At 41.7% G+C, this 14,763-nt stretch carries 12 protein-coding genes; 6 read left to right on the forward strand and 6 right to left on the reverse strand.

Annotated elements, in window-relative coordinates:
* Window positions 1-153: 153 nt before the first annotated feature.
* Both H6G32_RS10575 and H6G32_RS10580 read right to left on the reverse strand, forming a co-directional pair.
* Entirely contained in the window at window positions 154-2,391 is a 2,238-nt protein-coding gene (locus H6G32_RS10575; protein WP_190457881.1) for a CHASE2 domain-containing protein, read from the reverse strand.
* A gap of 3 nt (window positions 2,392-2,394) precedes the next feature.
* Window positions 2,395-3,171: a DUF928 domain-containing protein gene (locus tag H6G32_RS10580; RefSeq protein ID WP_190457882.1), complete on the reverse strand. Its 777-nt coding sequence runs from the start codon at window positions 3,169-3,171 to the stop codon at window positions 2,395-2,397.
* Between the two features lie 354 nt (window positions 3,172-3,525).
* On the opposite strand from H6G32_RS10580, the gene H6G32_RS10585 reads away from it, so the two are divergent.
* The 5 genes from H6G32_RS10585 (at window position 3,526) to H6G32_RS10605 (ending at window position 9,862) form a co-directional block, all read left to right on the forward strand.
* Entirely contained in the window at window positions 3,526-4,566 is a 1,041-nt protein-coding gene (locus H6G32_RS10585) for a cyclic nucleotide-binding domain-containing protein (RefSeq protein WP_190457884.1), read from the forward strand.
* A gap of 179 nt (window positions 4,567-4,745) precedes the next feature.
* Window positions 4,746-6,188 (forward strand): NHLP bacteriocin system secretion protein, encoded by a 1,443-nt coding sequence (locus tag H6G32_RS10590; RefSeq protein WP_190457886.1) that lies wholly within the window; start codon window positions 4,746-4,748, stop codon window positions 6,186-6,188.
* A 20-nt stretch (window positions 6,189-6,208) separates the two neighbouring features.
* The gene (locus tag H6G32_RS10595; RefSeq protein WP_190457888.1) at window positions 6,209-8,452 is read left to right on the forward strand and encodes an NHLP family bacteriocin export ABC transporter peptidase/permease/ATPase subunit; all 2,244 of its coding nucleotides are present in this window, start codon (window positions 6,209-6,211) and stop codon (window positions 8,450-8,452) included.
* Between the two features lie 58 nt (window positions 8,453-8,510).
* Window positions 8,511-9,221 carry a glycosyltransferase gene (locus tag H6G32_RS10600; RefSeq protein ID WP_190457890.1) on the forward strand — a complete coding sequence of 237 codons (711 nt, stop codon included), beginning with the start codon at window positions 8,511-8,513 and terminating at the stop codon, window positions 9,219-9,221.
* A 230-nt stretch (window positions 9,222-9,451) separates the two neighbouring features.
* Window positions 9,452-9,862, forward strand: a complete 411-nt coding sequence (locus H6G32_RS10605) for a putative adhesin (protein WP_190457892.1) — start codon at window positions 9,452-9,454, stop codon at window positions 9,860-9,862.
* 31 nt (window positions 9,863-9,893) lie between these two features.
* Here the strand turns inward: H6G32_RS10605 and H6G32_RS26530 are convergent, their stop codons facing one another.
* Window positions 9,894-10,046: a hypothetical protein gene (locus tag H6G32_RS26530; protein WP_206757962.1), complete on the reverse strand. Its 153-nt coding sequence runs from the start codon at window positions 10,044-10,046 to the stop codon at window positions 9,894-9,896.
* Between the two features lie 500 nt (window positions 10,047-10,546).
* Between H6G32_RS26530 and H6G32_RS10610 the strand changes: the two genes are divergently transcribed.
* On the forward strand, window positions 10,547-11,365 hold the full coding sequence (locus tag H6G32_RS10610) for a phytanoyl-CoA dioxygenase family protein (protein WP_190457894.1): 819 nt from the start codon (window positions 10,547-10,549) through the stop codon (window positions 11,363-11,365).
* A 10-nt stretch (window positions 11,366-11,375) separates the two neighbouring features.
* On the opposite strand, the gene H6G32_RS10615 is transcribed toward H6G32_RS10610, so the two are convergent.
* The 3 genes from H6G32_RS10615 to H6G32_RS10625 all read right to left on the reverse strand — a co-directional run bounded on the left by H6G32_RS10615 (window position 11,376) and on the right by H6G32_RS10625 (window position 14,760).
* Window positions 11,376-12,056: a hypothetical protein gene (locus H6G32_RS10615; RefSeq protein ID WP_190457896.1), complete on the reverse strand. Its 681-nt coding sequence runs from the start codon at window positions 12,054-12,056 to the stop codon at window positions 11,376-11,378.
* 89 nt (window positions 12,057-12,145) lie between these two features.
* The gene (locus tag H6G32_RS10620; protein ID WP_190457897.1) at window positions 12,146-13,330 is read right to left on the reverse strand and encodes a cupin domain-containing protein; all 1,185 of its coding nucleotides are present in this window, start codon (window positions 13,328-13,330) and stop codon (window positions 12,146-12,148) included.
* A gap of 2 nt (window positions 13,331-13,332) precedes the next feature.
* Entirely contained in the window at window positions 13,333-14,760 is a 1,428-nt protein-coding gene (locus H6G32_RS10625; protein ID WP_190457900.1) for a SagB family peptide dehydrogenase, read from the reverse strand.
* Window positions 14,761-14,763 lie beyond the last annotated feature (3 nt).

A 14,763-nucleotide genomic window follows, 5' to 3' on the forward strand; every position in this document is an offset into this window, starting at 1 on the left:
GTAAAGCGCAGAGGTACGCAGAGATTTGTACCTCAGCAGACTAGGAAACGCTATAAAATTTGCTCGTAATAAGTGGCTCTTAGCCCTCACTATCAACCTCGAATTATTTACGCCAACCTACTTATTCGCCAAGAAAATAGGTGGAAATCTGACTTATGTTTGCAAGCTGCGTATGATAGTAAATTTAGCTGCCACTTCTGGCGGAATGCTAGTAAAGCGAATATAAAAACTATCTTTATCTGCACTTTTGTCTAATATCTTAGCATAAGTATCTTCACTAGCTGCTGCATTATCAGGCATAAAGAAATTCAGCTTAATATTAGTTAGAGGTTGTAAAACTAAAGTTGAATCAGAGTATATTTGTGCTTCCTTTGCTGAAAGCTTTACTAACTTCCCCTTAATGGCAGTACTATCCACATCTTTACCATCTAAAACCGCATATTCTAGCATAATCGCTGTCGGCAAATTAAAAAATACTTCTTCTTCTTGTGCAAGATAAAGGTTGTACTCCCCAGCAATGCCACCAACATCATATATTATCATGGGTAACTTCACCCCTTTTGCTTGTACCTCCTTTTTTCCCATTATTTTAACTATTGAACCAGCCTCGTTAATAGTTGATTCCGAAACAAAAACTTGTCCGCCAACTGTATAGGATTCAATGCGATAAGTCAAATTGACTTGATGACCAATAATTCCATATTTAGTACGTTTCTCAGAGCCAATATTACCTACTATCACTTCAGCCGTATTAATGCCAATACCCATTTCCAAGGGAGGGAATCCCAGTTGCTGGATTTTTTTATTTACAGGCTCCATTGCTAACTGCATAGCCACAGCACAAGCAATGGCTCTAGTAGCATCGTCTTCTCTCTTCATCGGAGCACCGAACAAAACTAAAATACCATCACCCATAAACTCATCAATAGTTCCTTGATACTGGGTAATCACATCTGCCATATATCCCAGATAAAGGTTAATAATTTTAATCGCTTCTTCTGCAAGTAATCTTTCAGCAGTAGCTGTGAAACCTCGCAAATCGGAAGTTAGCATAGTAATTTTTTTCCGTTCCCCACCAAGTTTAAGACCTTCAGGATTTTCTAGCAAATTGGCAACTACTTCATTAGTAAGGTAACGACCAAAAGTTTTGCGGATTTCCCCTGCTGTACGAGCAACATAAGCAGTGACGCCGAGTGCAGATCCAATCAAAGTCATTAATGGTGGGACTACTGGAATCCACCAACCTATCATAAAAGCCAGATAACTAACACCGACTAGACAACATCCCGACAGTAAAATACTAACAAGAGGTAATAATGCTCGCTTCTTGGAACTACCACTATATCTTTGTTGCCAAATCAACGTTGCACCAATCAATGACCAACCAAAAATCCACAACCATTCCTGTGGCTTATTCCAAGTCTTAATTAAAGGACGATTATCTAAGGTAGCGCTTAAAATTTGGCTGATGGCATTGGCATGAATAGTTACTCCAGCCATCCGTTTGGGCGCTGTTAAGATAGTGCTGCTGTAAGGTGTATAGAATAGGTCTTTTAGACTTTCAGATGTGGGGCCAATTAAAACAATCTGCCCAGGTACTAAGTTTTTGGGGAAGCGGTTATCTAACACATCCATAACGGATATGCGTTGAAAGCGCTGAATGGAACTACGATAATTTAACAGTACCTGATAACCCTGGTCTTCAGCCCGGATATAGCCACCATCATTCGTCTTAAATATGGGGAAAAGTACATCACCTGTTTTAACTAAAAAATCATCTGTTTGTCCGACAGGAATTTTTCGATCATTGAGGTAAAGATAAGCAAGTTTAAAAGCGAAACTAAACACATTATCGCCGTTTTTATCGGCTAAATAAATCAAGCTGCGCCGAACTTTGCCATCCCCATCTAGGGGAAAATCATTTGCTCCAACTTGTCCAAGTTTTTTTAACACTGGTGGGGGAGCAACAGCCGAACTATCGATACTCTCGGCTACTTTCTGCACACCAATTAAATTTGGTGTAGACTCAAACACCTTAACTAACGATTGATGACCAGGATCTACTGGTAAATCTCGATAAAGGTCAAGACCAATAGCACTAGGTTTTTGTTGTTTCAAATTCTCTAATATTTGTGCCAACATCCCATCAGGAAGGGGCCACTGACGGCGTTTGCCTAGTGTTTGGACATCAGATTCGTTAATTTCTACAATCACAATGCGTGAGTCAACAGGTTCCTGAGACCTCAGCAAAAACATTTGATCCAGCGCTGCCAATTCCAACATTTGCAATAGTCCGGTAAAGCGAAGTATCAACACAAATACTCCTATGGTCGGAGCAGCGACGCAGATACCTCGCCATTGCCAAAGTTTTCGTTTGATTTGGCTCCACATAAATTACCTAGTTTTGAGGGTGCAGCTATTCACCAGGGGTTCTGAAACTATATTTTTTAACCCTGCAGAGGTTAATAATGCTTGCCAATTAGTCAATATTGTTGGCTCTTTGGGAGAGGTACAACGTTGCTGCACTAAAGTATTAAGAGCTTCGTGCCAAATACCAGATGTGGCGTAAACTCTTGAAAGTTTCTTTGGATCTGTAGTTGCTAACTTTTTCAATAATTCAGGAGTTGGTTGGGTTCGTTCTACCCATCCTTGCACAATTTGCTTGTCTTCTGTTTCTCCAGGACGGCAAGCGATCGCTAAATACCAGTGATACTGTTTACCAACTTCCAGAATTGGCGTTTTTGCTCTGAGAGTAAACCCGATAATTCCTGGTTTGTCAGGAAGTGCAAAAGTCGTTTCGTAGACTATATTCTCGTGGTTATCTAGTAGTGAAAATTCCGCAGTCTGTGCATTAATTTGCGGTACAAACCAATAAAATGTTGGATGATCAGTAAAGGTCAAACCTAATTTTTCTTGAGGAATTAAGGGAGTTAACACCTTTGTACTCAGTTGACCGCAGGAGCTACGGGTTCCTCCTCCAGCAGTCGTGTTGGGTGTTCCCCGATTCGGTGGGATAAAATTCTGACTAATCTTCCAGTTCTGAACTCCCCTGGAAACTGTTAAACTCCTCTGCAATTCAGTCAGAGCCAGTCCAGGCATAGCAGAAATAATAGATAATCCTAGTGAGAGAGGAAGTGTTCTCAAATGTAGAAGTTTTTTTATCCAAATCATATTAAGTTCTGTTAATTGGCTATCACTCTATATTTAATTTTATACGGTAATAGTTAGTATTCATGTTGACATGATATCATAGGCGAACTTACTCTTGGATAAGAATATTTGCTGTTATCAATTGATACTAATGCTTGTGGAAGTCAAGTAATGATAGTTGTAAGTATAACTTAAGTTTTCAGTATTTGCACTATAAAAATATTTGTGTAAAAAAATAGTGGGATAGTCGAGAGAGTTGATTATTCCTTTCAACGCACTGCCGATATCTTGGCCGGATCGGGTGCAAAAGATGTCACTATATAATCCGAAGTTATTTTATGAATTTGATTTAACCTCATAAAAATCCTGAATACTATGCTCAGACAAATTTTGGCTAATTTTCCTAATTTTTCTGGCTTTAAGGAAAGCGACATTGATTGGATGCTGAGTGTAGGCAGATTAACAGAGTGCCATACTGGTGAAATCCTCATTCAAGAGGGTCAATTGACTATTGATAAACTGTACATTTTACTAGAGGGAGCCTTAACTGTTTTAGTTTCCCAAGCAGGGGGTGTAGACGATGGGCAAGAAATTGACCGCATATCTCCTGGGAAGATTGTAGGAACTTTATCTTTTGTAGATAATCGTCCCTCTTCTAGCACTGTTATAGCTTTAGAAAAATCACGGATGTTAGCACTACCAAAACATCTGTTACTCAAAAAGCAAGAGCAAGATACAGATTTTGCTGCTCATTTTTATCAAATGCTTTCTGTCTCGCTATCAGAGCAGTTACGGAGTATTTCTAATTTCTTAGCCAAAAACAATGTGCTTCCGGGAGAGCCACTGCGAAAAGTTTTGTTTGTATTTGCTATTTTGAATGATGGGGACATTGATTGGATGATTGCTCAGGGAAAAAGTCAGAAAGTAAGTGCGGGTACAGTGTTGATTGAGCAAGGAAAACCTGTTGAGGCAGTGTATATTTTATTGGATGGAACATTGGGAATATTTGTTTCTTCCCAACAGGGTGAAACTGCCCAAAAAGAAATTGCTAAATCCGTAAAGGGTGAAATTTTAGGAGAAATGTCTTTCGTGGAAACTGGAATTGCTTCTGCTACAGTTAAGGCATCAGAATTTTCTGTATTGCTGGCATTACCACAGTCAATATTAGCTGACAAATTGAAGCAAGATACAGGATTTATGGCGCGGTTTTATCGAGCAATCGCTGTAGTTTTGGTGGATCGTCTGCGAGACAGACTATTCCGGCGTGGCTTTGGCAAACTGGCTTATAAATTAGACCAACTTTTAGCAGAAGATATCGAAGTTGAAGATGAACTCAATTTAGATATTTTGGATAATACAGCATTGGCAGGAGCCAGATTCGATTGGATGATTAAACGTCTTCAACGACAACTTTAAACAATTCAAAATTCAAAATTTTCTCATAGAGCCTAGGGCACCCTGGGCGAACAAAAATAAAAGTCTGATGTGGTGAAATAATAAATTTCTCAGGGAACTGATTTTAGGCGCTAGAAACTTGACAAATAGTCTCTAATATTTATCAGGGTATATATAGATTTAAGGTAAATAAATCGTTCATGGCTGAAAATAAAGACAGTATATTTCGTAAGGAATCACTAGAGCGGTTATCGTCTCCAGAAAGACTGGATCAGCTAATGCAGGTGGTCAGCCCCAAGGATTGGATACCCTTGGCTGCACTGGGGGGTTTAGTGGTGATTGGGTTAATTTGGAGTATTTTTGGACGTATTCCCATCACGGTGACAGGACGAGGGGTGCTAATTCGGCCGGATCGAATTGTCTCTTTTGAGTCGCCGATATCAGGACAGTTGCAGAGTGTAAATGTTAAGACTGGTGAATGCATCGAAAAAGGATACGTACTAGCGACAATTGATCCTAAGGAACTCAAGCTGCAATTGCAGTTGCAGCGTTCAAAACTGGCGCAATTGCAGACACAAGAGCAGTATATGAGGTTGATTCAGCAACAACGCACCGAAACTGAAAAAGTAGCGATCGCATCTTCTAAAGCTAGCTTAAATCAACGTTTGCGGGATACTCAGTCCCTGACACCTGCATTTTATGAAAAAGGCTTAAATGCCATTGGACAACAGCGCATTAGTTTGCAGCAGCGCCTAAAGGATACCTTAGCTCTTGCACCTATACTGAAAGATAGATTGCAGAAGCGCCAAGCACTCTTAAATGCTGGAGCAATAGCTAAAGACACCGTTTTACAAGCAGAGCAAGAATATAAACAGGGACTGCAAACCGGATATGAAATTAAAGCGCAACTAAAGCAGTTAGACGTGAGCGAAACGGAAGCGCAACAGCGATACCTAGGGAATCTGAGTTCTGTGGGCGATTTGCAAGCTCAATTACAAGAACTGGATACGAGGAGCAAGCGTCTAAAACAAGAGGATTTGACAGAGTTCAATGTCAGAATCAATCAAATTCAAGAACTGAATCGGGCGATCGCTCAACTGCAAACACAAGTATCAGAGAATAGCCAGATTGTTAGCCCTAGTAGTGGGTGCATACTAGAAATTACAGCAACACAGGGGCAATTCGCTACCCCAGGTACACCCATAGGAACACTCAACACCGGGGGAAAAAACACCTCAATAGTTGCTGTCTCCTACTTTGACCTCAAGGATGGTAAACAGATTCAACCAGGTATGACAATACAAATTACCCCCGATACTACCAAACGAGAACGCTTTGGAGGCATTGTCGGCAAAATTACTTCAGTTTCCCCCCTACCTGTGACTAAAGAAGGAGCAGCTTCTGTAATTGGCAATCCTGACTTAGTTGCAAAACTCATGCCTAGCGGAGGAGGAGAAATCGAAGTGCGGGCAGAAATGGCAATAGATTCATCCACCTTTAGCGGTTATCGGTGGTCTTCTTCCAAGGGCCCAAAATTAAATATCTCTGCTGGGACAACTACTAGTGTGCGGGTCAAAGTCGAAGAACAAGCACCTATTACATATCTCTTGCCAATTCTCAGAGATTTTACTGGAATTAATTAAAACTGATTCAGGGCTGTAGTATGGTGCAATTGATTCAGAAGTTAGTATCCGCAATTGAAAACCTCAATGCCTTGATCAAAAAAGCCCCCACGGTAAACCAAGGCAAAATTCCCTCTCGTGTAAAAACTCCCACCCTGCTACAAATGGAGGCTGTGGAATGTGGAGCAGCAGCTTTGGGAATTATTTTGGCTTACTATCGGCGAATTGTGCCCCTAGCAGAACTGCGTGAAAATTGTGGCGTTTCCCGTGACGGTAGCAAAGCTTCTAATGTTCTCAAAGCCGCCAGAAACTACGGCATGCAAGGAAAAGGTTTTAAAAAGCAGTTGGCGCAATTGCGAGAAATGCGTCCTCCATACATTGTATTTTGGAATTTTAATCATTTCCTAGTGGTGGAGGGATTCAATTCCGATTGGGTTTATCTCAACGACCCAGCCACAGGGCCACGGAGAGTGTCAATTCAAGAATTTGATGAAGCCTATACAGGGATTGTTCTGGTGATGGAACCAGGAGCAGAATTTCAAAAAGGGGGGCGCAAACCCAGCTTGATTCTGTCATTAGGCGATCGCTTGCGGGGTTCTGTGGACGCCATCCTCTATTGTGTACTAGCGGGATTTTTTCTGGTAATTCCGGGGTTAGCCTTACCAGTCTTCAACCAGGTATTTGTTGATCACATTCTCGTGGAAAACCGCACAGACTGGTTACGCCCACTCATTTTAGGTATGACAATCACCTTGGTCATCCAGGGGTTATTGACATTACTACAAAGGCGTTTTCTCAGAAAGCTAAATATCAAGTTATCCGTAGAAATGTCCGGTCAATTTCTTTACCATATTCTCCGCTTGCCAGTAGGATTTTATGCCCAAAGGTTTGCCGGAGAAGTCAGCAATCGCGTCAGTATCAATACCAAAGTCGCTGAAGTCTTATCGGGGCAATTGGCCAGAACTGTAATTGATATCGTCATGGTGATATTTTATGCCCTAGTTATGTTGGCTTATGATAGTGTCCTCACCGCACTTGGTATCTGCTTTGCTGCAATTAATATCTTGACATTACAGTGGGTTTCACGGCGGCGCACAGATATGTATATGCGAATGCTACAAGATCGGGGCAAAGTTGCTGGTATAGAAATTGCAGCACTCCAGAGCATGGAAACCCTAAAAGCATCAGCCCTGGAGTCAGATTTTTTCGCCCGTTGGTCTGGTTACTATGCAAAATCTATTAACGGTCAGCAAGAGTTAGGAATCACCAGTCAATTACTAGGAATTTTACCTGCATTCCTCACTGGTTTAACCTCCCTATCAATTTTAGTGATTGGGGGGCTACGGGTAATGGATGGACACCTCAGCATCGGGATGTTAGTTGCTTTCCAAAGTTTAATGGCCAGCTTTCAGAGTCCAGTCAACTCCCTAGTAAAGGCTGGCAGCATCCTACAGGAACTAGAAGGAGATATCAATCGCCTTGATGATGTTTTGGGGAACCCAACGGATCCAGAATTAGCACGTCAGAATGCCCATCTCTCATCTTTTCAACTCAAGGGATATGTGGAATTCCGAAATGTCACATTTGGCTACTCGCGGGTGGATGCTCCTCTAATCAAAGACCTGAGTTTTCAGCTGAAACCGGGACAGCGGGTAGCCCTTGTAGGAGGTAGCGGATCTGGTAAATCAACAGTTGCCAAACTGGTAGCGGGACTCTACCAACCTTGGTCTGGAGAAATTCTTTTTGATGGTATTCCCAGAAACCAAATTTCTAGGGCAGTACTGTCTAATTCACTTTCGATGGTAGAGCAGGAAATCTTTTTGTATGGCGGCAGCGTGCGAGATAATTTGACATTGTGGGATGAGACAGTGCCCAATTCTCAGCTAATGCGAGCTTGCACTGAGGCAGCAATTCATGAAGCTATTCTGGCTTTACCGGGAGGATATGAAGGGAACTTACTTGAAGGTGCTACCAATTTGAGTGGGGGACAGCGCCAACGCCTAGAAATTGCTCGTGCTTTAGTCAATGATCCGGCCATCCTCGTCATGGATGAAGCCACCAGCGCTTTAGATGCAGAGACAGAAAAAATTATTGACCATAATCTGCGGCGTCGGGGCTGTTCTTGCATTATTGTGGCCCATCGCTTGAGTACTATCCGCGACTGTGATGAAATTATTGTTCTGGAACAAGGCGAAGTCGTGCAGCGGGGCACTCATAAAGAAATGTCCCTGGTGGATGGGCCATATCGGCGGTTGATTCAATCAGAAAAGGCAGGGGTTTGGTAAAATACAGGCAACATCATCATTGAAATTCCCCAGGTGCGATCGCTTTAACAACTATTGTATGAGACCATTAATCTCCATCGTCATGACCGTCTACAACCGGGAGCAATATCTAGCTGCGGCCATTGAAAGTGTTCTGTCCCAGACATGGCGTGACTTTGAGCTACTGATTTGGGATGACGGCTCCAATGATAGTTCCCTAGATATCGCCCATGGTTATGCGGAATCTGACAACCGGGTGCGGGTGATTGCAGCGGAGCATCAAGGCTTTGCACCTGCAATCAAAGCAGCGTTTGCTACCACAACCGGGACTTTCATTGGTTCAGTAGACAGTGACGACTTACTCGCACCTACAGCCCTTGAAGAGACGGCTGCAATCCTCAACGCACATCCAGAAGTCGGTATGGTCTACACTGACTATCGAGAGATTGACGAGAATGGACAAGACAGAGGGCTAGGACACCGTTGCAAAATTCCCTATTCTCCAGAGCACCTACTGATCGAGTTTATCACCTTTCACTTTCGCCTGATCCGCCGCTGTGTCTACGAGCAAATCGGCGGCATCGATGAGACATTCAGGGCAGTTGTAGACTATGACCTCTGTTTGAGACTTTCAGAAGTCACAGCCGTGCACCATCTTCAAAAGCCCCTGTACTACTACCGTAAGCATTCAGGAAACATAACTAGCCACAAGCTAGAAATAAGATACTTGTCTTCTAGAGCGATCGCATCCGCTCGCAAACGTCGCAGCTTAAACAAGCTTGATTATTAAAAATCAAATTTGAGTCAGCAGTTGTTGTATCCGGCTCGTGGGGAAATTGAGAAGATTTTTCAGAGACTCAAAGGTAGAGGGCAGAAGCGTTCTGGGGGTTGAGGTTGGATTTTTTGGGAGAAAATTTGCCCGTAACTCGAAAAATTCACAAATTGGGTGGGGAAACGTCTAAACTAATGAAGAAAAAATCACAATTAAATTCCACTCATTCTTGACCAGAAGAAACAACAATGAACTACATCGTATCAGGACATGGTGGTCGGTGGGCTTCGCCTACGCACACAGTTTTCCCTCCAAAGGGTTTCACCGTAAATTTCTTTGTTAATGACGGAGATATTCTTACTAACGAAGCGGCTTGGCCTATTTATAATCACTTACTTGCTGGAGACGAGAAATCGGTTAAAAGTAAGATTGTTAAGTCGGTTTCACAAGGACAAGCTGCCTACAACTATTCATGTTGGTATTACCCAGAACTCAAATGGAATTCTGGCATCTTTAAGGTGGGTGCAATCTCAACAAAGAACCCCATAATTGATTTGTCGAAGTATGATGAAGGCAATCCTCTTTCCCTTGGAGCTATGTTTAATATGCTACCCGAACCTGGAGTAATATACTGGGTAGCCTGCCAAGTGGTTAGTTAAACTGCCAAAAATGTCAGAATCATGAGGTTTATTATTCTGGATCGGCTTGGGAAGAAGCGATCGCCTTTTTTGTCGGGAGAAAGGAGAGTGCTGCGATCAGAGAATTATCGAAGCACTGCCAGACTTTTGATGAGTAGGGGCTGAAGTAGCGATCGCTTCCAACGGGCGCTCCGCGCCATCGCACCCAAACTAACCCAGCCGAAAAATTCACGTCGATTCATATCTATCTGCTACCAAAATAGCCAATTTCAACTAGGTCAACAAACAGATATAATTTTCGGCATGAAGTATATAAGGATTTTTAGCCTGATGATACTCTCCAGCCAGCAATCTCCCTCCAGCAAAGCACAATCTAGACTAACTCTATGCTATTTACACGCATCAGCATGACGGGTATTTTTCGTAAGCGTCGTTCCCCAGTTGACGATAACCAGAGCAGTGATTGAAGCCGTTACGATTTGTAAAAACTTTGATGGCAGCAAGGCGATCGCTCAATTGATTAAACTAGAGGATTGCTCAAGTTCTCATTTTGCAGAGAGTGCCAGTTATTCTGAGTCCATCAGTGAAAGCTGAGTTGTATACTTTCGCCTCAAACAAAAATTTATTGTCTAGTTGGCTGACTAACCAAAAGAACATTGTATTAACTACAAATCATTAACTTAATGCTGCCACAAAATATTTTCTATGCCTAAAACCTTCACAGAAAATCAACTAAATAACTACAAACAAGATGGTGTTTTTTCCCCAATTCCTATATTGTCTTCTGATGAAGCAGCACGATATCTTGCCTTAAGTAATCAATTAGAATCTTCTCTGGGAGATCAGCTAAAACCAGTAGAGATCAGTATGCAAATGCATCTTTGCTTCCGTTGGGCATACGACTTAGCAACACATCCAAAAGTGTTAAACGCAGTTGAAGATATCCTTGGTCATAATATACTCATCTGGTATACAACCATATTCTCAAAACATCCTCATGATCCTGCTTATGTTGAATGGCATCGGGACGCAAAATACTGGTGGCTAGACCCAGCGCAAGTAGTTACTGCATGGATTGCTTTAAGTAATAGTTCAATTGCCAATGGCTGTATATATGTTGTTGTGGGTTCGCATCTAAATGGAATATTGCCCAACATTGAGACATTTGCCAAGGATAATTTATTAACTCATGAGCAAGCAATTCCTCTCGATGTTAAGAGTCAAGAAGCAACTAACTTAATTATAAATCCTGTAATTCTCAATCCTGGGGAAATGTCGCTGCATAATGTCCGCACTATTCACGGTTCAAAACCAAACAATTCTGATGAAAAGCGCGTTGGTTTTGGAGTTCGCTATACAGTACCCTCAGTAAAAGATATCGGTCGGCGCCCCAAAGCTATTCTTGCTCGCGGTTATGATAGTTACAATAATTTCGATCTCGTCGAACCGCCCGTAGACAGAAGTATAGAAGAGTCTCTTCGCGCCTATAGAGAATTGGCGTTGCTGAATGATGGCATATTTTGAGCAAGGGGGGTCACATATCTAACTCAAACTTTCTGATTTCCATAGACTTTTCTAGACAAATCTTATTGGCTATTGGCGCTTTATCCAGAAAGTTCCAGAATTCAGTCTCACACCAAGGAGGAACCCAGGGGCCAGAACGACAAAGCGTCACTTTATGAAAAACCGTATCCATTTTTCTTCCCCGATCAAATCGTCTGTCTACAGGTAAAGCTGGTTCTGGTTCTGATTCAAAAGCCTTGACTCGCCAACGAGGATATCGCATCTTCAGCTTTGCACCTCTTCGCCAGTAAACAAGCATCCAGCTTCCGCAAGCAACAGATTTTTGCTGAATAAATTCCCCAAAAGATTTGTTGTATCCGCAGTCATGATGAGCATCAAACAAATAGACGCAATTTACATCCTCAACCACATCTACATGAGCACTAAATACGTTGGAGTCTGAATAATATAAAACGCAGTCAGCAGCAAACTTAAACCTGTCCCAAAAATTTAGGTAATTATCTACTATTTTAGGCAAAGGTAAATCGTTATTCAAAAAATCACTTGCTCTAGCTTTCCAAAGCTCATTTTTCCGAAATTCGGAAATATTTTCTTCATATGTCCAGTCATACAAATGCCAGTGGGAATGTTGAGGATTATCGGCATAATTGGGAAAGAAAAAATCGAAGTCTACTGCCAGTAAATTAACCATCTTTAATTGTTAATTGTTTAATCAGGTGGCTTGTCTTACTTAACCTAACCATATCAGATCAGCTATCTACAGCCCAAACACTTTGCACCTCAATTATTGATTGCGTCAACAAAAATTATTCCTTCCATAACTAAGTAAGCAAGTATAGGAACAACGTCCGATTCCCAGTCAAGTCCTGGCAACCAACTTACCACATCACTACCAGTAAAACTTTCATGGCTGAATAAGTTTTGCACAAAGCCCTCATTTACTGGCTTCAAAATAACTTCTTTATTGCCAACTCTTACTTTGTACTCATTTTCATTAATTATCGAAGTTATTGCTCGCTGCCAGCCAGGTCTTTTAAATATAGTATTAATTCCCTGAGGAAAAATGTTAAATCCTGCTTGATAGGGGAGAGAGTATGCATTAGTTGGTTGTTCTAACTTCTTAATAGAGTCTAGATATTCTGCTTGAATATCCTGATTAGAAATATAAGGAATTAGGTTTTGGAACAAGCTTTCCAAATGCTCGCCATAAGTTGTAGAAACATTTTCTCTCACTAATGGTAGACTCTGACGCCACTCTTCTTTTTGACGTAATTTCTGAGTTAGCCATTGGAGAAAGTCAATACCTGTAGGGCAGCGAATTCCCAGTGTTAGATGTAAAGATGGCTCCTCACAAGCTACAGCATAATGTAAGTGTCCTCGTGGTATATAGAGAAGGTCTCCTGGATTCAAAACACGGGTTAAGTAAGGTTCTCCAAGGGTAAAAATTGATGAAGCTGATATAGTATATTGAACAGGATACTTAATGTATGTATCTGGAAAAACGTACCACTCCTTTTTACCCTCTATTTGCAACACAAATACTTCATAAGTATCATAGTGATAATCAAAACCTTGTTTATCAGGCCATGAACAGTAGGTATTTATATGCATTTCACAGTTTGGCATATCTTGCTTCAGATGGGAAACAAATTCATCAAGTTCAGGAGTTTTTTGATGTATATTGTCAAGCTTAAGAGTTGCCCCATTCTGTAAAGCTTTGATAATACTGTTTTTTTCATTTAGTTGATTGCTAAAAGTTCTTAAAATTTTTCCTTCTTTTATTAGCGTCAGGGAAGAATCATTAAGTTCATGGAAGTTTAATATATACGTTAGCTTATCCCATGAAAAAAGGTTTTCAAACTTTTTAATTCCCCCACCAGAAATAAATATAGCTTTTTGAGTCCAGTATTCGCTGAGAAAGCTATTTATATCATAAGGACTCAATAAACTTGCAAGTGAGTGCATAACTAACTTTCCTGATAATTGGGATCTTTGCTGCCGAGAATGAATTCTCCTATTGAGGTTTCAGCATAGTAGTTGGTTCCCACTGCTTTAGCAAACAAATCGGAGTCACCATAGCCAAGAGCGCAAGGGGCAAGATCCATCGCTGTCGCTACTAAATACATGGTTTGATACAACACTCCTACATGCTTCAGCATGGTGGCATAGGCAATAGATTCATACTTCCAAGCTAGCCTTTGAAATCGAGATGCAATGATCATCAGCACCTGTGGTGGATCGGGGCTACCAGTACTTTGGCTGGCTCCTTTTAAAAGTTCTTCTACATGGTCAGTTTTGCCAGAAAGCCAGCAAAGTTGATGGGCTTCAGGAGCATAGTGGTACAGACCAGAGGGGATATCCTCGCAGATATTAACGACTAGATAAATTTCTAGTTCATAGATAGCACCTCCACAAGGATATGGACGACTACTGATTTGTGCTGGCTCCATTTTGATCAGAGTTCTAACTCTGGCTGAACGATAGAGGAATTCCCCTAACTGTTGGGCATTAAGGGAGGTTTGTCCATAGTTACGAATTGATGTTCTCTGTTCCAAAACAGAAGTGAAGGGGGGATCTACTGCTTTGAGGGTTTCGAGATCAGGTTTATAGAGATCGATACTGTCAGCAGACATCTTGGGTTTGACAGCAGGTAAGGTTTCAATCTTGCCTAGAAAACGGTAAGTTCCACCAGCGGGATTATTGTGTCTCCCTTTTCTACTTCTGGTATGAAACAGCAGATCGTGAAATTCCCATTGTGCGAGGGTAATGTTTTCTGCCTCTTCAAGAGTACCATTTTGCTGCACTTGAGATAACATCTGTGTGTTCAAAAGCAGGGCAACAAACTGCTGCGCTATTTCTTCTGTAATCCCAGAAATTTCAGTGGCAAGGTTGTGACAATTTTGAGGTTTAGCGAGTTTGGCAACTAAGGCTGCACTTCTCCAATTGGGCAAGATCACCTTTGCTTGGGACAGGGGAGACTCCAGCACCATCTGCTGCTCAACTTGGTGACAGTAGGCAAAGCGAGACAGGGTATATTGACACTGGATATCTACATCCCTAGCAGGAAATTGATTATCAGAAGCTATGGGAATTGCGATCGCCAGTGGGATATCATCTATAAACACTGAATGGCAAAGCCAACCTAGTTCAGAGAACTTCTGTAGGTGGTAAAACCACTTTAGCTTTCCCACAATGCGATCGCTCTGTTGCACCAAGTCCATGAGTTGCTGTGCTGTAGCTCCCTTGGTGACGAGAATATTCAGCGCTGTTCGCAATCCCGATGTCACCTGCTTAAAAGTCAACTTGCAGTCAGGACTCTGGAGTATAACCTGCTCACCTTCCGGCTCTTCGATTAGGGAAATATCTTTTCTGAAAGACAGGACGAACTGCTCCATAAA

Origin of the sequence: Cylindrospermum sp. FACHB-282 (assembly GCF_014697195.1) — a bacterium.
Taxonomy (GTDB): domain Bacteria; phylum Cyanobacteriota; class Cyanobacteriia; order Cyanobacteriales; family Nostocaceae; genus Cylindrospermum.

Coding starts and splice junctions, on each gene's coding strand:
- H6G32_RS10620 (WP_190457897.1), bottom strand. CDS start 13,330: ATGCACTCACTTGCAAGTTTATTGAGTCCTTATGATATAAATAGCTTT.
- H6G32_RS10625 (WP_190457900.1), bottom strand. CDS start 14,760: ATGGAGCAGTTCGTCCTGTCTTTCAGAAAAGATATTTCCCTAATCGAA.
- H6G32_RS10590 (WP_190457886.1), top strand. CDS start 4,746: ATGGCTGAAAATAAAGACAGTATATTTCGTAAGGAATCACTAGAGCGG.
- H6G32_RS10600 (WP_190457890.1), top strand. CDS start 8,511: ATGAGACCATTAATCTCCATCGTCATGACCGTCTACAACCGGGAGCAA.
- H6G32_RS10585 (WP_190457884.1), top strand. CDS start 3,526: ATGCTCAGACAAATTTTGGCTAATTTTCCTAATTTTTCTGGCTTTAAG.
- H6G32_RS10610 (WP_190457894.1), top strand. CDS start 10,547: ATGCCTAAAACCTTCACAGAAAATCAACTAAATAACTACAAACAAGAT.
- H6G32_RS10615 (WP_190457896.1), bottom strand. CDS start 12,056: ATGGTTAATTTACTGGCAGTAGACTTCGATTTTTTCTTTCCCAATTAT.
- H6G32_RS10595 (WP_190457888.1), top strand. CDS start 6,209: ATGGTGCAATTGATTCAGAAGTTAGTATCCGCAATTGAAAACCTCAAT.
- H6G32_RS10605 (WP_190457892.1), top strand. CDS start 9,452: ATGAACTACATCGTATCAGGACATGGTGGTCGGTGGGCTTCGCCTACG.
- H6G32_RS10580 (WP_190457882.1), bottom strand. CDS start 3,171: ATGATTTGGATAAAAAAACTTCTACATTTGAGAACACTTCCTCTCTCA.
- H6G32_RS10575 (WP_190457881.1), bottom strand. CDS start 2,391: ATGTGGAGCCAAATCAAACGAAAACTTTGGCAATGGCGAGGTATCTGC.